Here is a 17,545-nt window from a genome sequence, read left to right on the forward strand (position 1 = left end):
GCGCCTACTGGGGAATGCCCAGTTCACCCACCTCGACGGCGATGGTGTCTCCCCGCCTGATTGTTGAACCGGCGCTTTGCTGTTGAGACACGATTCGCCCAACCTCGGCGGGGTTCAGGGTGGCTCGCGTGCTCTCCGCGAGGCCATCGCCCGTCCACCCGGCAGAGCGCAGCAAGTCCAGCGCTTCGGACGGCCGCCGACCTACGAGGTTGGGCATTGTCAGCTGTGCTCCGTTTGAGACGCGGATGGTGACGATGCTGCCGCTGACGGCTTGCGTTCCACCCTGCGGAGACATGGTCGCCACCGTCCCGGCGGGTTCGTCCGAGTCGATCTCGTCGATATCGACAGCAAATCCTGCGGCACTGAGATTCGCCTCAGCAATCACGACATTCTGCCCAGTAACGTCCGGGATGCGAACGAGCTCAGGTCCTGTACCGATGGTGACGCGCACAGCGGTACCGACAGTTACGGACACTCCGGACGAAGGGTTCTGGCGAATCACTAGGTCGGCGTCCGCTGCGGACGACGCCACACGTTCGATGTCCTCAGCGAGCTCGAGACCAGCATCTTCGAGCGCATCGCGCGCCTCATCCATTGTGAGTTGCGCAATGTCGGGTACTGGCACCCTCCCAGGGCCAGTCGACACATGCACAGTGACCTGGCTGCCTTGCGTGACTTGCGTGCCTGACGGCGGATCCGTGCCGATGACGTTGCCTTCAGGGACTGATAGGTCCGCGCGGAACTCTGTATATACATCGAAACCAAGTTGCCCCAACTCGCTCTGTGCCTCAGCGGACGACAAGCGAACGACCGACGGAACCATGACCATCACCACGGCATCATCCCGTCGCATCCACGTCACAGCGAAAGCGGCAGACGCAAGGAGCGCGACCAGCAGAACAAGCAAAATGCTTCGGCGAACTAGGCGCCGGCCACGCGGATAGACATCCGCTGTCGGCATTGGAGCCTCGTCCCCGGGCACCGAGCTGATCCCGATGATCGTCGTCCGCTCCTCATCGGTCATCACCGAGGGGGCACTCGGTTTCTGGCCGTCGATTGCGCGGCGGAGGTCGCTCTGCATTTCCGCGGCAGTCTGATAGCGGTTCGCGGGGTTCTTGCTGATCGCTTTGAGGATGATCGCGTCGAGTTCACGCGGTACCCTGGGATCGATCTGCGACGGCGGTAGCGGATCCTCCTTCACATGCTGGTAGGCCACCGCAACGGGGGAGTCGCCAGTGAATGGTGGCTGACCAGTGGCCAGTTCATAGAGGACGCAGCCGAGCGAGTAGATATCAGAGCGCGGGCCTACTTTCTCGCCACGCGCTTGCTCAGGTGACAGGTAATGTGCGGTACCGATTACCGTCGCGGTTTGGGTAATGGTGTTCGTGCTGTCGCTGATCGCGCGCGCAATCCCGAAGTCCATCACTTTGATCGCGCCGCTGCGCGAAATCATGATGTTCGCCGGTTTCACGTCACGATGAACTATCCCCTTCGAGTGACTGAACTCGAGTGCCGTACAGACGTCGGAGATAACCTCCATCGCCTTCATCGGCGTCATCGGCCCATTGAGACGGACGATATCGCGCAACGTATCGCCGTCCACATACTCCATGACGATGTAGGGCAGTGGCCCAGCTTCCGTGTGCGCTTCACCAGTGTCGTAAACCGCAACAATCGTGGAGTTGTTCAATGCGGCCGCGTTCTGCGCTTCCCGTCGGAACCGGAGATAGAAGCTTGGGTCGCGGGCAAGGTCAGCGCGTAGAACCTTAATTGCCACGTCACGCTGTAAACGGTGATCGCGGGCTAGATGAACTTCAGACATTCCGCCGAACCCGATTGTCTCGCCGAGTTCGTATCGGCCGGACAACTGCCGCGGCGTAATCATGGGCCGGATTCCTCCGGCGTCTCCTCTGCCTCGCCGACCGCTGCTTCGGAGTCCACGCTGGGTGTGGAGACGTCCTCCGGAAGTTCGGACGGGCCGCGACCAGCACTGTTGCCACGGCCAGGAATGATCCGTGGCAGTAACCCGTCAGGCGTTTCCGTGACGGTCTCGGGGTCGTCGGGTTCCGTTACCGGGGGTTCGTCCGTCTCGGGGGTTTCCTCGGGTGTTGTCGGTTCCGGCTCGGTGGTCTCCGGTGTCGTTTCCTCGGGTGTTGTGGGAACGATCGGTTCCGGCTCCGGCTGGACCGGCACCTCGGTGGTCTGCACCGGCGGGGCAATCGGATCCCGCGTGTCAGTGATACGGCTCATCATGAGGATGCCGGTGGTGATAAGAGCGAGCACGAGCAGCGCCGCAGCACCCCACGCTACGGCTTTCTGCCCTGTTGACAGCCCCGCTGGTGGGGGTGTCGAGTACCCGTGGGCGGCAGTCGCTGGCTGGTAGCCGTAGGCGGCGGGCGCCGCGCGTGATGCGCTGCGCGTGTTTGCTCCGGTGGGCGGCATCACTCGCGTCGATGCTGCGCCCACAGCCGCAGCTGCACCGGCGCCCGCAGCGGCACCGCGGAGATCCGGCGGCTGCTTCCCCGCGCGGACCTTCGCCACAGCGGACGCAAATGCGCCGCCGTTGGCGTAGCGAGTCGCGGGATCCTTCGACAGTGCCACCTCAATAAGTGTCCGTACTTCAGCGGGCACATCGTCGGGAAGAGGGGCAGGGGCCTCATGGATGTGCTTCATCGCGACGGTGAGCACGCCTTCGCCGACGAAGGGACGCTTGCCCGCGATCGCTTCATAACCGACCACCCCAAGCGAGTACACGTCGCTTGCCGCGGTTGCGTTCTGCCCGGAGGCCTGTTCGGGCGAGATGTACTGAGCAGTGCCCATGACGAGCCCGGTGCGCGTAACCGGCGCGGCGTCGATCGCTTTTGCGATGCCGAAGTCGGTGATCTTCACTTGGCCTGCAGGCGTGACAAGAATATTGCCGGGTTTGACGTCGCGGTGGACGAGACCGGCCTCATGGGCGACCTGCAGCGCGTTCCCGGTCTGTTCGAGCATGTCTAGTGCTAGGGGAACAGGAATTCTGCCCATCCGTGAGATCACGGCGTTCAGCGGCTCACCATTGATGAGTTCCATGACAAGGAACGCCGTCGAGCGCCCTGCGTCATCGCTGGTTTCGCCGTAGTCGAAGATGCTCGCGATGCTGGGGTGGTGCAGCTGAGCCGTCGTGCGTGCTTCGATCCGGAAGCGTGAGAGAAACTCGGAGTCGGCTGACAGTTCGCTTTTCAGAATCTTGATGGCCACGCGGCGATCAAGAACGGTGTCGAGCGCCTCCCATACCTCACCCATTCCGCCGCTAGCGATGAATCGCTGTAGCCGGTAACGGTCCTTGATGACGGTTCCGCTATTCAGCGTCACGTTCAGCCCCCCTGCAATGCAGCCCGGATTACGGCCCGGCCAATAGGCGCAGCGACCGATCCGCCAGTCGCGGCGAGCGCTCTATCGCCGCCGTCCTCAACAATCACCGCAACGGCCACCTGCGGGTTTTCCGCTGGCGCAAATGCGATATACCACGCGTGCGGCGGGGTGTTCCGGGGGTCAGTCCCGTGCTCGGCCGTCCCCGTTTTCGACGCGATTTGCACTCCCGGCACACTTCCGGCGCCGGCGGTGTTCTGTTCTGACGCCACCATCAGCTGCCGGATTGTTTCTGCGACAGCCGGAGAAACCGCCCGCCCCGCTTCTTGAGGCGCAGTGGACTCCAGCACGGACAGATCTGGGCCCTGCCGCTGGTGAACCAGCTGAGGCTCCATCCGTACACCGCCGTTAGCGATTGTGGCGGCAAGTACCGCGTTTTGCAACGGTGTTACGGCAACGTCGCGCTGCCCGATGCTGGATTGACCCAATGACGCGTCGTCGGCGATCTCACCAACAGTCGAAGGAGCCACGTTCAGCGGGATCTGAGATTGTTCGGCGTCGAAACCGAATGCTTCGGCTGTTGACCGCAGCGCACTCGCGCCCGTCTCTATGCCCATCTCGACGAAAGCGGTGTTACAGGACAGCCGGAAGGCTTCCAGCAGTGTGGCGGTCGAACCGCCGCCGCAGGTGGCACCACCGTAGTTCTGCAGGGTCGTGGTCGTCCCGGGCAGCGTGTACTGGGATGCGGCTGTGAACTGATCGTTTGGTGTTACACCTGCTGCGAGCGCGGCTGCTGTGGTGACGACTTTGAAAGTCGAACCGGGTGGATAGGTGTTCTGCACAGCACGGTTGACGAGGGGATTGTCGGGGTCAGCCTGCAGGGCGCGCCACGCTTCGCTGCTGACGGCGGAGTCGTGGCTGGCGAGCGGGTTGGGGTCGTAACTTGGAGTACTCGCCATCGCGAGGATCTCACCCGTTGAAGGCGTGATCGCGACAACGGCACCGTTGTAACCGCGGCTGGAGAGCTGGTCGTAGGCAACCTGCTGGACGAACGGATCCAGGGTGGTCACGACGTTGCCGCCGCGCGGGTCGCGACCTGTGATGAGGTCGACGAGCCGGCGCCCGAACAAGCGGTCATCGGAGCCATTAAGGAGCGCATCCTCCGCGTTCTCAAGCCCGAACGATCGGTACTGCATCGAGTAGAAGCCCGTGACAGGAGCGAAAGCGAGCGGGCTGGTGGCGTCATCTGGGTAGACACGCTGGTAACGGAAGCGCGTGTCGGAGGGCACCGACGATGCGAGCACCTGCCCGGCTGCCGAGATTTGCCCTCGATGGCGTGAAAACTCGTCGATGAGTACGCGCGAATTGAACGGATTGCTGCGTAGATCATCGGCGCGGAAAACCTGCACGTACGCGGAGTTGGCGATGAGCGCGACGATCATCACCATGACGGCCACTGAGACGCGGCGAAGTGACGTGTTCACGTTCGTTTCACCATCGCGGTCGGCGCGTCCGCGATCGGAGCAGGTCCGGCGCGACGAGCGGGTTCATGGGGATTACGAGCTTCGTGTGAAATCACGAGAAGTATCGCCACGAGGATGTAGTTCGCGAGCAGAGACGATCCTCCGTAGGACATGAAAGGGGTTGTCAGACCGGTGAGCGGGATGAGTTTCGTCACGCCGCCGATGACCACGAACACTTGCATGGCAAGGATGAACGACAATCCCGCAGCAAGCAACTTCCCGAAGCTGTCCCGGACGGCGATCGCCGCACGCAATCCACGGATCATCACAATCAAGTAGAGCAGTAGCACGATTGTCAGCCCGACCAGGCCTAGTTCTTCACCGATCGTGGCGACAATGAAGTCGGTTTTCGCGAATGGAACTTCCGAGGGCCGTCCGCTGCCGAGTCCGGTCCCGAACAGGCCTCCCGTCGCAAGGCTGAAAAGTGACTGGCCGATCTGATAACCGGTGCCAAAGTAGTCGTCGAATGGATCGCGCCACACGTTCACGCGGACGCGCACGTGTCCGAATAGCATGTACGCGACAGTCGCCCCGGTTAAGAAGATCGCTCCACCGATAATGATCCAGCCGACGCGTTCCGTTGCGATGTACATAAGCACCAGGACGGTTGTGTACAGGAGCAGCGACATTCCGAGGTCGGTCTGGATTACGAGGATGGCCAGCGCGATACCTGCGGCGGCGAGGATAGGCCCGAGGTCGCGCAAACGGGGAAAGTCCATGCCCATGACGTGCTTGCCCGCCGTGGTGAAAAGGTCACGCTTGGCGACAAGCAGGCCGCAGATGAAAATCAGCAGCAGAATCTTGGAGAACTCGGCAGGCTGGATGCTGATAAACGGCAGACGGATCCAGATTTTTGCCCCATTGACTTCCGACAGGCTGGCTGGGAGAAAAGCAGGAATGGCGAGGAAAACCAGCCCCACCAGTCCCACGGTGTAGCTGTAACGGGCAAGTTTTCGGTGGTCTCGGAGGAAATACAGCACGGTGATGAACACCATTATGCTGACTGCGGTCCAGAGGATCTGCTTCGAGGCGTCCGGCGCGGGGATCGCGCGTCCAGCAGTTCGTGCAGCCTCTTGCTCTGCGAGGTCGAGCCGGTGCACCAGCACTAGGCCGAGCCCATTAAGCAACGCGACAATCGGCAGGATAACCGGATCGGCATAAGGCACGAACTGCCTTATCGCGACGTGTGCAATGGCGATCAGCGCCACGAGCGCACCCATGTACCGGGCGAAGTCTGCCGTCACCGCTTGTTGCAGGCTCGCCTGGACGATCACGAAGGCAGCACTCACGATCACTGCGACGCAGGCGAGAAGAAGCAGCTCGGAGTTTCGAGTACCGGTGAGCCCCAGCCGCGAGAACGGCCGGGGCGTGGACGGGCCGGCTGAGCTGGGTGGCGGCTGTGGGGTCATCAGCGACTCGTCCTGCAGGTGAATCCAGGCACTTGGAGCTGATTGCCTCGCGGTGAGGTGCTGGAGTCCCCGGTAGTTTCGGGGCCATCTTCGTCGCCGTTTGCGGCAGGCTCGGTCTGCGGGGTCTGGCGCGGGGTCTGGCAAACCGGCAGCAGTTCATTCTGGGAGAGCTGAGTCAGCTGATTCTCAACTTCGTTGTAGGAACCAACGGGCAGCCCGATGCGAACTTGTTCCCGAGCGGAGGGGACCAGGTCATTGACGGTGAGTAGTGAACAGTCAGCGCCTGAGGGCGGCGTTTCCCCAGCATCGAGTAGCGTCAATCCGCCGCCGTCGTCGACACAGCCAAGCTTATTTACCTCCTGCAGCGGTATGCCCAGGAAGGAACCGGTAAGGCCACGCATGATTGCGACTTGGCCATCCGACTCGCCGACGTAGTAGTTGCTTCGTACGACGGTTCGCGCAACGAGGGCGCCAGCGATCAGAAGGACAAGCACAGAGGCGAGTGCGATCCATCGGAACGGATGCTTCTTCTTTGGCGGAGGCGGCGCGATCGCTGCCGCGACACGGCGTGGCTTCGCGCGCGGCGGCCGCATCGCGGCTGCGCGGCCAGCCGCGGTGTTGGGCAGGGGAGCGTCCTCCTGGTCCCCCGATACCGCGCCAGCGACGATCGGCCTGCTTTGGCCGTAATCGACGTCGATGACGTCTGCGACGATCACGGTCACGTTATCCGGTCCGCCGCTGCGCAGTGCGAGCTCGATTAGCCGATCGGCGGCGTGTGCCTGATCTCCCTCAAGGAGGGTCGTTGCGATCGTCTCATCGCTGACGACGTCGGACAGCCCATCTGAGCAAAGGAGGTAACGGTCTCCGACCCGGACCTCGCGGACGGTCAGGGTGAGTTCGACGTCGTTGCCCGTGAGCGCGCGCATAATCAGCGAACGCTGGGGATGCGTGTGGGCTTGCTCGGGGGTGATCTTTCCCTGGTCAACGAGGGACTGAACAAAGGTGTCGTCCCGGGTGATCTGGGTGAGCGTGCTGTTGCGCATGAGGTATGCCCGGGAATCACCGACGTGTACGAGGCCGAGCTTGGTGCCCCCGAACAAGATGGCGGTCAAAGTGGTCCCCATGCCCTCGAGTTCGGGCTCTTCCTCAACCTGGTGCGCGATCTCCTCGTTTCCCGCGCGTGTCGCCGACGCGAGTTTGCTGAGCAGGTCTCCGCCGGGTTCGTCTTCATCGAGCGGTGCGAGCGCAGAGATCATCAGCTGGGATGCGATCTCGCCTGCCGCGTGACCGCCCATACCGTCCGCGAGAGCTAGCAGGCGAGCGCCCGCGTAGACGGAATCCTCGTTGTTCGCCCGGACGAGGCCCCGGTCACTGCGTGCCGCGTAGCGCAGGACCAGGGTCACGGCCGGAGCTCGATCACAGTCTTGCCCACACGGATGGGCGTACCGAGCGGAACTCTCACTGCCGTAGTCACCTTTGCGCGATCGAGGTACGTGCCATTGGTTGATCCGAGGTCTTCGACGTACCAGTCGTTGCCTTTCGGGGATATTCGTGCATGCCGATTGGACGCGTAGTCGTCGGTGAGCACCAATGTTGAATCATCTGCTCTGCCCAGCAATATCGGCTGACTGCTCAGAGTGATGCGGGTACCCGCGAGCGCACCCTGGGTCACGATCAGAGTTCGCGCGACCTTGTTGCGCGACAGGAGGCCTAGACGGGGCTTTCCCGCGCTCTGGCGGCTCGGCACACGCAGCCCCGACCCTGCGTAGATATCAGCCCGCAGGACCCGAAGCACTGCCCAGACGAACAGCACAAGCAGGAGGAGGAACCCACCGCGCGTGAGTTGCAGAACTAACCCCTGCATGGGTGCACACCTCCTCTTCGGTGGATCCGTACCACGTGGCGATCACCGCCTATTGTCCACAGAAATCCCCTTGAGAGTGGGACACCTGCCGAATTCAGTTGATCCGCACGATGATCTCGGAATGGCCTACCCGGATAACGTCCCCATCCGCAAGCTGCCACACCGTGATGGGGGATCCATTTACCGTTGTGCCGTTTGTAGATTTCAGGTCTGACAGCAGCGCAAGCTGGCCGTCCCAGCGGATCTCCGCGTGCCGTCGGGAGACACCCGTATCGGGGACGCGGAACTGCGCGTCCTGCCCGCGACCGATAACGGTGGCACCCTTCCGCATGGTGAGACTCCGGCCGCTCCCGTCGCCGAGTTCGAGGACCGCTGTTAACGCTTGGCGGGTCCATTGAGTCGGGCGGCGGTGGATGGGCGGTGACGCTGCTTCGGGCTGTTGATCGTAGCTCTCCTCAGCGAAATCGAGGTCATCGTAGATCGGCTCACCGTAATCGGGATCGTAGTATGCGGATTCGCCCTGTGATTCAGATGCCGACTGCCCCTTCGATCCGGAACGGTACGCAGACGGATAGGCAGTTTCCTCGTGGCTGCGTCCGCGGCGGGTACCGAACAGGTGCCGACCGATGCTGCGGACGGCATCGCGCTGAGGGGTCATAGAGCCAGCTCCTGACTGTTGATCTGCTTCGGGGGACTCTTGAATGCTTGCCGGTTGATTGCTTGCCGCGACCGGCCAGACAGCACCGGACTGTGGCGCCACGTCGGGGTCGATGATCCCCGAAGCACGGAATTGCCCAGTATGAAGCTCGTCTGACATGTCGAAGTGCACGCGCACTGCGGCGTATGTCTGCCAACCTTGTTCGGTGATGAACTCAGCAAGGTGCCGCGCAAACACTCGTTCGGTTAGTTCTCGGTCATTTGTGAGTCGTTCGTGGTCGGATGCGCCGATCGTGACCACATAGTTATTGGGTGCGAGGAGGTATCCCCCGTCAAGTTCCTGAACCCCGTCAGCAGCCGACCGCTGAAGAGCCGACTCGATCTCTTGTGGAACGACAGCACTGCGGAACAGTCGCGCGAACGCATCCCCGACGGCCCCTTCGAGTTTTCGCTCGAACCGGTCGAGCATTCCCATGGGGCCTCCTTTCTGACGTCTTGCTTTCGCCGCGCTCCAAGCACTCGTGGTGACATGGCGAAAGCGACCAGGTGAGCACGAATTCTCGTGTGGGCACCAGGTCGCGAAATCTCCTGCCGTTAATGGTAGTGCGGATCGGTCCCGGGAGGGGCTTTCGCAGTCGGGTCTTAGCCGACCCGTGACACGCCGGAGCGTACCCGTGACCTGCTGTTTATCGTTCCTTGGTGATTCGTGCTACTGTTTCCCGGTCGCTCGGGCGAGTGGCGGAATTGGCAGACGCGCTGGCTTCAGGTGCCAGTGTCCGTAAGGACGTGGGGGTTCAAGTCCCCCCTCGCCCACCACGCTGGCCGTAGCTGATCTCATCGCTGCGGTCAGCGAAGCACATCTCCCCGTTCGGGGCGCGTTCATTGTTGTTTCTTGGACCAGGGGATATTCTTATCCCAGTCCGTGGGGCTTGACGGTGTTGACGAGATCACGATTCAGAATAAAAACCGCAGGTCATCGCGTTGGTAACGTACCCTAATTTGCCCTGACTGTGGCTCCCTGCCTTATCGTGGAGGCTTGAACTGCGCGCAAAGCGGCGCCAGCTCACTGGACAACGTATCGGGACGACGCGGGCATAACCCGTTGCCGTCACTGTACGGGGCACCTTCACCGTAACGCCCTCGTCCGCGAAACTCACGTACTTCAGTCCAACAGGATCGGAGTGCGCGGAGAATGACCGAACACCCCAGCCGCGAAAGCGACCTATGAAGAAGATGCCGGGCCGGTACGGCCTTTACGATCCCGCCAACGAGCATGACTCGTGTGGTGTGGCTTTCGTCGTCGACATGCACGGTCGGCGAAGCCGCGACATCGTCGACAAGGCGATCACCGCGCTGCTGAACCTCGAGCACCGTGGCGCCGCAGGTTCAGAACCGAACAGTGGTGACGGTGCGGGCATCCTTATTCAGGTGCCCGACAGGTTCTACCGCGAGGTCGTCGACTTTGCCCTTCCTGACCCGGGTGCGTACGCGACTGGAATCGGCTTTTTCCCACAAGGCGCTTGGGCGGCCAAGAATGCGCGCAGCGCATTCGAGAAGCTTGCCAAGTCGGAGGGGCTGAAGGTGCTCGGCTGGCGCGAAGTGCCCGTCGACGCGTCTTCGCTCGGCCGGATGGCACGCGACGCAATGCCGACCTTCTGGCAGCCCTTCCTCACGGGTTCGAATTCGCCGCTCACCGGGATGGACCTTGAGCGTCGCGTCTATGTGCTCCGCAAACGCGCCGAGCACGAACTCGGCAAAGAGGGCCCGGGCCAGGATGGCCCCGGTCAGGAGACGGTGTACTTTCCGTCGCTGTCTGGGCGCACCATCGTCTATAAGGGCATGCTGACTACGCCTCAGCTCAAGGAGCTCTACCTCGACTTGCAGGACGATCGGGTGGAGAGTGCCCTTGGCATCGTCCACTCGCGGTTCTCGACGAACACGTTCCCTTCGTGGCCGCTGGCGCATCCCTTCCGCCTTGTAGCGCACAACGGTGAAATCAACACTGTTAATGGCAACGAGAACTGGATGCGCGCGCGTGAGGCGCTCATCAAGTCGGACATTTTCGGTGACGGGGCTCTCGAGAAGATCTTCCCTGTCGTGACGCCCGGTGCGTCCGACACTGCGCGTTTTGACGAGGTGCTGGAATTGCTGCATCTCGGTGGGCGCTCACTGCCGCATTCCGTCCTCATGATGATTCCGGAGGCTTGGGAGCGTCACGAGTCGATGGATCCCGCACAGCGCGCGTTCTACCGGTACCACGCCTCACTGATGGAGGCGTGGGACGGCCCGGCCTCAGTGTGCTTCACCGATGGTGACCTGGTTGGCGCTGTGCTCGACCGTAACGGCCTTCGCCCCTCGCGTATCTGGGTGACAGATGACGGCCTCGTCGTGATGGCTTCCGAGGTTGGTGTTCTCGACATCGAGCCGTCGCGCGTCGTGCAGCGTTTGCGCCTGCAGCCCGGCCGCATGTTCCTCGTTGACACCAAAGAGGGCCGCATCGTCAGCGACGACGAGATCAAAGCGGAACTAGCCGCTGAGCATCCGTACGGCGAATGGCTGGAAAAGGGGCTGCTTCCGCTTGAGAAGCTGCCCAAGCGCGTCCATGTGCACATGCCGCACAAGCGTGTATTGCTGCGCCAGCGTGTATTCGGATACACGCAGGAAGAGGTGAACATCCTCATCTCACCGATGGCGCGTACGGGCGCGGAAGCCATCGGCTCTATGGGCACAGATACGCCGATTGCTGTTCTGTCGGCGCGTCCCCGCTTGATTTACGACTACTTCCAGCAGCTTTTCGCTCAGGTTACGAATCCCCCGCTGGACGCGATCCGCGAAGAGCTTGTAACGAGTCTCTTCGGAACGATTGGCCCCGAAGGTGACTTGCTGAGCCCGACTGCGCAGTCGTGCCGTCAGATCGTGCTGCCCCAGCCGATTCTGGACAACGACGACCTCGCCCGCCTCATCCACGCCAACGATGACGGGCATCTGCCCGAGTTCCGTTCCGTGGTTATTTCGGGACTATTCAAGGTTGCCGAGGGTGGCGAGGGGCTCCGCAAGGCACTCGCCGAAATGAAGCGACAGGTTTCTGACGCGATCGACGGTGGCGCGCGGGTCATCGTGCTGTCCGACCGGAATTCGAACGAGCATTTCGCTCCGATCCCGGCACTGCTGATGACGTCAGCCATCCACCACCACCTGGTGCGTGAGAAGACCCGCACAAAGGTCGGACTGATCGTCGAGACCGGTGATGCGCGCGAGGTCCACCACATGGCCGTGCTCCTCGGTTACGGCGCCGCGGCGATCAACCCCTACATGGCGTTCGAGACGATCGAGGATCTGGTCGAGCGCGGTCAGCTCAACGGAATCTCCTTTGAGCAGGCGGTCGCCAACTACATGAAGGCCGCTGGCAAGGGCGTGCTCAAGGTGATGTCGAAGATGGGCATTTCGACGCTGTCCTCGTACACCGGTGCGCAGTTGTTCGATTGCATCGGGCTCTCGCAGGAGCTGCTCGACGAGTTCTTCACCGGCACGAGGTGTGCGATCGAGGGTATCGGCCTCGATGTGATCGCTAAGAGTGTGACGACTCGCCACCAGCTCGCGTACCTCGAGCGCAAGGAAGAACTGGCGCACCGCGAACTTGAAGTCGGCGGTGAATACCAGTGGCGGCGTGAGGGCGAATACCACCTGTTCAACCCGGAGACCGTCTTCAAGCTGCAGCACGCCACGCGCTCAGGTCAGTACGAGGTCTTCAAGCAATACACGTCACTCGTCGACGACCAGTCGGAGAAGTTGGCATCGCTGCGCGGCTTGTTCAAGTTGCGTGAGGGCATTCGCCCGCCAGTGCCGATCGACGAGGTCGAGTCCGTCGAGGAGATCGTCAAGCGTTTCTCAACCGGTGCGATGAGCTACGGCTCGATCTCCGCGGAGGCTCACGAGACGCTGGCCATCGCTATGAACCGGATTGGTGGCCGCTCGAACTCGGGTGAGGGCGGCGAGGACGTCAGCCGATTCACCCCAGATGAGAACGGCGACTGGCGGCGCTCCGCGATCAAACAGGTCGCGTCCGGGCGATTCGGCGTGACGTCTCACTACCTGACGAACTGCACCGACATCCAGATCAAGATGGCTCAGGGTGCGAAGCCCGGTGAAGGCGGGCAGCTTCCCGGACACAAGGTCTATCCGTGGGTTGCGGAGGTTCGCCATTCCACGCCGGGTGTAGGCCTGATCTCGCCGCCGCCGCACCACGACATCTACTCGATCGAGGATCTCGCGCAGCTGATCCACGATCTGAAGAACGCGAACCCCGGTGCTCGCATCCACGTCAAACTCGTTTCTGAGATTGGTGTCGGCACAATCGCCGCAGGTGTCTCCAAGGCTCACGCGGATGTTGTGCTCATCTCCGGCCACGACGGCGGCACGGGTGCGTCACCGCTGACTTCGCTCAAGCACGCTGGTGCGCCGTGGGAGCTAGGCCTCGCGGAAACGCAGCAAACGTTGCTGATGAACGGACTGCGTGACCGCATTGTCGTGCAGGTGGACGGCCAGATGAAGACGGGCCGCGACGTCATCGTTGCGACCCTGCTCGGTGCAGAAGAGTACGGTTTCGCGACCGCACCCCTCGTTGTGTCTGGCTGCATCATGATGCGTGTCTGCCACCTCGACACCTGCCCGGTGGGTATTGCAACCCAGAACCCGGCGCTGCGTGAGAAGTTCAACGGCGAACCTGAGTTCGTGGAGAACTTCTTCTACTACATCGCAGAAGAGGTACGCGAATACCTGGCTGCCCTCGGCTTCCGCTCAATCGATGAGGCGGTAGGCCAGGTTCAGATGCTCGACTTCACTCCCGCTGTCGATCACTGGAAGGCGTCAAAGCTCGACTTGAGCCCCATCCTGGTCCAGGCCGATTCGTACTTCGAGGATCAGGCCCTGCGCTGCACGCAAACACAGGATCACGGCCTGGAGAAAGCACTCGACAACCAGCTGATCGACCAGGCGCGGGAAGCGCTGGAAACCGGCACACCGGTGTCGATCGAATCGAAGATCACGAACGTCAACCGCACGGTCGGCACCATGCTCGGCCACGAGCTGACCAAGAAGTACGGTGGCGACGGTCTGCCCGATGGCACGATTTCGATCAAACTGACTGGCTCTGCGGGCAACAGCTTCGGCGCGTTCCTGCCGAAGGGCATCACCCTGGAGCTCTTCGGTGACGCCAACGACTACATCGGTAAAGGCCTTTCAGGCGGCCACATCGTGGTCCGGCCGCCGCTGAACGCGCCCGACGAGTTCGTCGCGGAGGACAACATCATCGGCGGGAACGTCATCCTTTACGGGGCGACCAAGGGTGAAGTCTTCCTGCGAGGTGTGGTCGGAGAGCGTTTCTGCGTCCGGAACTCGGGTGCAGTGGCGGTCGTTGAAGGTGTCGGTGACCATGGCTGCGAGTACATGACGGGTGGTAAAGCCGTCATTCTCGGTAAGACCGGCCGCAACTTCGGGGCCGGCATGTCCGGTGGCGTCGCCTACGTGTACAACCCAGACAACACCTTCGATGCGAACGTTAACCCCGAAATGGTTGATGTTGAGGACCTCGAGTCCGACGACGTCCGTGCTCTCTACGACATCGTCGAACGGCACCGGGATCTCACCGGCTCCGCGGTAGCTGAGCGCATCATGTCGAACTGGTCTCAGGAAGTGAATCACTTCGTCAGAGTGATGCCCCGCGACTACAAGAAGGTTCTGCAGGCAATCGCCACTGCCAAGAGGATGGGAACAGACGTGAACGAAGCGATCATGGAGGCCGCACGTGGGTGATCCAAGAGGCTTCCTCAAGCACGGCCGGGAACTCCCCGTCCGGCGTCCAGTTGCGTTGCGCCTGCTGGACTGGCATGAGGTGTATGAGCCATTCGACCAGACGCTGCTCCAGACACAGGCGGGACGCTGCATGGACTGTGGCATTCCGTTCTGCCACGAGGGCTGTCCGCTTGGAAACATCATTCCCGAGTGGAACGACCTTGTGCACAAAAACCGGTGGCGCGAAGCCATCGACCGCCTGCATGCGACGAACAACTTCCCGGAGTTCACTGGCCGCTTGTGTCCCGCCCCGTGCGAGGCAGCATGTGTTTTGGGAATCAATGAAGACCCTGTGACGATCAAGCAGGTCGAGGTCGAGATCATTGATCACGCTTTTGATCAGGGCTGGGTTGAACCCGTGCATCCGACCCGCACGACCGGCAAGTATGTCGCGGTCGTAGGTTCGGGGCCGGCAGGTCTTGCGGCCGCGCAGCAGTTGACGCGTGCGGGCCATGCCGTCACGGTGTTCGAGCGCGCGGACCGGATCGGTGGCCTGCTGCGGTACGGCATTCCGGAATTCAAGATGGAGAAGCGACACATCGACCGTCGCCTCGCTCAGATGGAATCCGAAGGAACGATCTTCCGCACGAGTATCAACGTGGGTGTGGATTTCCCCGTGTCGCAGCTGACGTCGGACTTCGATGCTGTTGTGCTGGCTGGCGGTGCCACGAAGTGGCGTGACCTCCCGATTCCGGGCAGGGAACTTGAAGGCATTTACCAAGCGATGGAGTATCTGCCGTTCTCCAACCGCGTGCAGTTCGGCGATATTGACGAGCCGCCCATCAGTGCCAAGGGTAAGAAAGTCGTCATCATCGGTGGTGGTGACACGGGTGCTGACTGCCTCGGCACGGCACTACGGCAGGGTGCAGAAGTTGTGCACCAGTTCGAGATCATGCCGCGCCCGCCGGAGGAGCGTCCCTCGGCCAACCCTTGGCCGACGTACCCAATGGTCTATCGGGTCTCCTCTGCTCACGAAGAAGGCGGCGAGCGAGTCTATTCGGTGAACACCGAAGAGTTCGTCGGCGAGGAGGGGAAACTCACTGGGGTTCGCGCACACGAAGTCGAGATGGTGGACGGGCGCTTCCAGAAGGTGGAAGGAAGCGATTTCGAACTCGAGGCAGACCTCGTATTCCTCGCGATGGGTTTCGTCGGCCCCGAGACGGAAGACCTGCTGGACAAGCTGGGCGTCGAGTACACCGACCGGGGCAATGTGTCGCGTGACTCCAACTGGGGAACCAGTGTCCCGGGCGTTTTCGTCGCCGGTGACATGGGTCGCGGGCAGTCACTGATCGTGTGGGCTATCGCTGAGGGCCGTGCCTGCGCGTCTGCGGTCGACAGCTACCTGGAAGGCAGTACAGCGCTGCCGGCGCCGGTGAAAACCACCACGATGCCGATCCGCTGATTGGACGCAATCCGAGCGACAGCGAGCCCCCCAGACTCTGATACTGGGGGGCTCGCTCGTTGGAATCACCCTTCGACGGGGACACGCTAGTTCGCCCTCAGCGCGTCCGTCGTGATCTGCTCAACCGACCGTAGGCCGCTCAGCCCCACTGTGAGATCAAACTCAGCTATCAAGTTCCGGATAACGTCTTCGACGCCCCGCTCACCCTCGAGGGCGAGCCCCCACACGTAGGGCCGGCCAATCAGGACCAGGTCCGCGCCCAAGGCAAGTGCCTTGAAAACATCTGCGCCGGTGCGGATCCCGCTGTCAAACACCACAGTGAGTCCCCCCGCTGCTGCCGCAACATCCGGAAGCGCCGCGAGGGAGGCGACTGACCCGTCTACTTGGCGTCCACCATGGTTACTGACGACGATTCCATCGACACCGAGATCAGCAGCCTGGCGCGCGTCATCTGGGTGCAGAACACCCTTCAGTAGAATCGGCAGCTTCGTCATTTCCCGCAATTTCGCAATGTCATCCCAGGTCAGCGACGGTCGCGAATAGGTTTCTAAGAAAGTTTCGACGGCTGTACGCGGCTGTGCTGACAGCAGGTTCGGCAGGAACTTGCCGGGATAGTGGTGCGTCATGTTGATCAGCGTTTTGACCGTGCTGCGCGTGATCTTGACATCTGGCTTACCTACCCGTTCGCTGACGATGCGCTGCTTCACCATTCGCGCGAAAACTGGATCGCTGGTGTACTGAGCAATCCCCTGGCCCTGGCTGAATGGCAGCGAACCCAGATTCAGGTCGCGAGGCCGCCACCCCAGCATGGTGGTGTCCAGGGTGACGGTGATGGCGTCCGCCCCGCATTTCTCCGCTCGCTCAACGAAACTCGCAACGAGATCGTCATTGGTGCTCCAATACAGCTGAAACCAGCGCGGCGCGTCTCCCATCACGTCTGCGGTGTCCTCCATGGGTACGGACGCCTGGTTGGAGAAGATGAACGGAACCCCAGTCGCGGCAGCTGCGCGGGCGACCGCAAGATCGGCCTCCTCATGCGCAAGTTCGAGGACCCCGATGGGTGCGAGCGCGAGCGGAGCGGGAAGTCGCCGCCCGAAGATCTCCGTGGAGAGGTCTCGCTCGGCGACGTTCCGCAGCACGCGCGGCACTATTGACCATGACTCGAAGGCTGCTCGGTTGGCGCGCATCGTCGCTTCGGAACCTGCGCCACCAGCAAGGTAAGCGCAAGCCTTCTCCGGAAGCGCATCGGCGGCAGCTTTCTCAAGCGTTTGCGGATCGGTGGGGATATTGGGCACGAGGCCGCTGACCCCGTCGCGATAGATTCGATTCTGGCGTTCCCGGCCGGCTCCATGTGGTGGAAGTGCGTCGTGCGGGCTTGCGGGATCGTGTGCGGTCACAGAGCGAGTCTAAGGTGTGTGATCTCGTTGGCGTTGTCGCTGTGTGCCGAAACGCCGCTCGTAGTCTAGTGACAAGCGCGGGGCAACACTGTGGG

General features: G+C 62.0%; 10 protein-coding genes and 1 tRNA gene. 3 read left to right on the forward strand and 8 right to left on the reverse strand.

Translation table 11 applies throughout. The features are described 5' to 3' along the window. Positions 1 to 4 precede the first annotated feature (4 nt). The 7 genes from pknB to AS9A_RS24755 form a co-directional block, all read right to left on the reverse strand. Positions 5 to 1,885, reverse strand: a complete 1,881-nt coding sequence (gene pknB, locus AS9A_RS00155) for a Stk1 family PASTA domain-containing Ser/Thr kinase (protein WP_013804843.1) — start codon at positions 1,883 to 1,885, stop codon at positions 5 to 7. Beyond that, positions 1,882 to 3,351, reverse strand: coding sequence for a serine/threonine-protein kinase (locus AS9A_RS00160; protein WP_013804844.1), 1,470 nt, complete (start codon positions 3,349 to 3,351; stop codon positions 1,882 to 1,884). Before AS9A_RS00160 ends, pknB begins: the two co-directional genes overlap by 4 nt. A gap of 2 nt (positions 3,352 to 3,353) precedes the next feature. Further along, on the reverse strand, positions 3,354 to 4,832 hold the full coding sequence (locus AS9A_RS00165) for a peptidoglycan D,D-transpeptidase FtsI family protein (protein WP_013804845.1): 1,479 nt from the start codon (positions 4,830 to 4,832) through the stop codon (positions 3,354 to 3,356). Then, the gene (locus AS9A_RS00170) at positions 4,829 to 6,280 is read right to left on the reverse strand and encodes an FtsW/RodA/SpoVE family cell cycle protein (RefSeq protein WP_013804846.1); all 1,452 of its coding nucleotides are present in this window, start codon (positions 6,278 to 6,280) and stop codon (positions 4,829 to 4,831) included. The genes AS9A_RS00165 and AS9A_RS00170 overlap by 4 nt, the downstream gene beginning before the upstream one ends. After that, on the reverse strand, positions 6,280 to 7,683 hold the full coding sequence (locus AS9A_RS00175) for a PP2C family protein-serine/threonine phosphatase (protein ID WP_013804847.1): 1,404 nt from the start codon (positions 7,681 to 7,683) through the stop codon (positions 6,280 to 6,282). Before AS9A_RS00175 ends, AS9A_RS00170 begins: the two co-directional genes overlap by 1 nt. Next, positions 7,680 to 8,144, reverse strand: coding sequence for an FHA domain-containing protein FhaB/FipA (locus tag AS9A_RS00180; RefSeq protein WP_013804848.1), 465 nt, complete (start codon positions 8,142 to 8,144; stop codon positions 7,680 to 7,682). The genes AS9A_RS00175 and AS9A_RS00180 overlap by 4 nt, the downstream gene beginning before the upstream one ends. 94 nt (positions 8,145 to 8,238) lie before the next feature. Then, on the reverse strand, positions 8,239 to 9,276 hold the full coding sequence (locus AS9A_RS24755; RefSeq protein ID WP_013804849.1) for a DUF3662 and FHA domain-containing protein: 1,038 nt from the start codon (positions 9,274 to 9,276) through the stop codon (positions 8,239 to 8,241). Between the two features lie 254 nt (positions 9,277 to 9,530). Between AS9A_RS24755 and AS9A_RS00190 the strand changes: the two genes are divergently transcribed. The 3 genes from AS9A_RS00190 to AS9A_RS00200 all read left to right on the forward strand — a co-directional run bounded on the left by AS9A_RS00190 (position 9,531) and on the right by AS9A_RS00200 (position 16,053). Beyond that, positions 9,531 to 9,617 (forward strand) — tRNA-Leu (locus AS9A_RS00190). A 408-nt stretch (positions 9,618 to 10,025) separates the two neighbouring features. Next, positions 10,026 to 14,612, forward strand: coding sequence for a glutamate synthase large subunit (gltB, locus tag AS9A_RS00195; protein WP_013804850.1), 4,587 nt, complete (start codon positions 10,026 to 10,028; stop codon positions 14,610 to 14,612). Further along, positions 14,605 to 16,053 carry a glutamate synthase subunit beta gene (locus tag AS9A_RS00200; RefSeq protein ID WP_013804851.1) on the forward strand — a complete coding sequence of 483 codons (1,449 nt, stop codon included), beginning with the start codon at positions 14,605 to 14,607 and terminating at the stop codon, positions 16,051 to 16,053. Before gltB ends, AS9A_RS00200 begins: the two co-directional genes overlap by 8 nt. An 86-nt stretch (positions 16,054 to 16,139) precedes the next feature. Here the strand turns inward: AS9A_RS00200 and AS9A_RS00205 are convergent, their stop codons facing one another. Then, positions 16,140 to 17,450, reverse strand: a complete 1,311-nt coding sequence (locus AS9A_RS00205) for a lactate 2-monooxygenase (RefSeq protein ID WP_013804852.1) — start codon at positions 17,448 to 17,450, stop codon at positions 16,140 to 16,142. Positions 17,451 to 17,545: the final 95 nt, after the last annotated feature.

Origin of the sequence: Hoyosella subflava DQS3-9A1 (assembly GCF_000214175.1) — a bacterium.
Taxonomy (GTDB): Bacteria; Actinomycetota; Actinomycetes; order Mycobacteriales; family Mycobacteriaceae; genus Hoyosella; species Hoyosella subflava.

Bases quoted from the DNA above. Each gene is read 5' to 3' on its own strand.
- pknB (WP_013804843.1), bottom strand. From the start codon at position 1,885: ATGATTACGCCGCGGCAGTTGTCCGGCCGATACGAACTCGGCGAGACA.
- AS9A_RS00170 (WP_013804846.1), bottom strand. From the start codon at position 6,280: ATGACCCCACAGCCGCCACCCAGCTCAGCCGGCCCGTCCACGCCCCGG.
- AS9A_RS00180 (WP_013804848.1), bottom strand. From the start codon at position 8,144: ATGCAGGGGTTAGTTCTGCAACTCACGCGCGGTGGGTTCCTCCTCCTG.
- AS9A_RS24755 (WP_013804849.1), bottom strand. From the start codon at position 9,276: ATGGGAATGCTCGACCGGTTCGAGCGAAAACTCGAAGGGGCCGTCGGG.
- gltB (WP_013804850.1), top strand. From the start codon at position 10,026: ATGAAGAAGATGCCGGGCCGGTACGGCCTTTACGATCCCGCCAACGAG.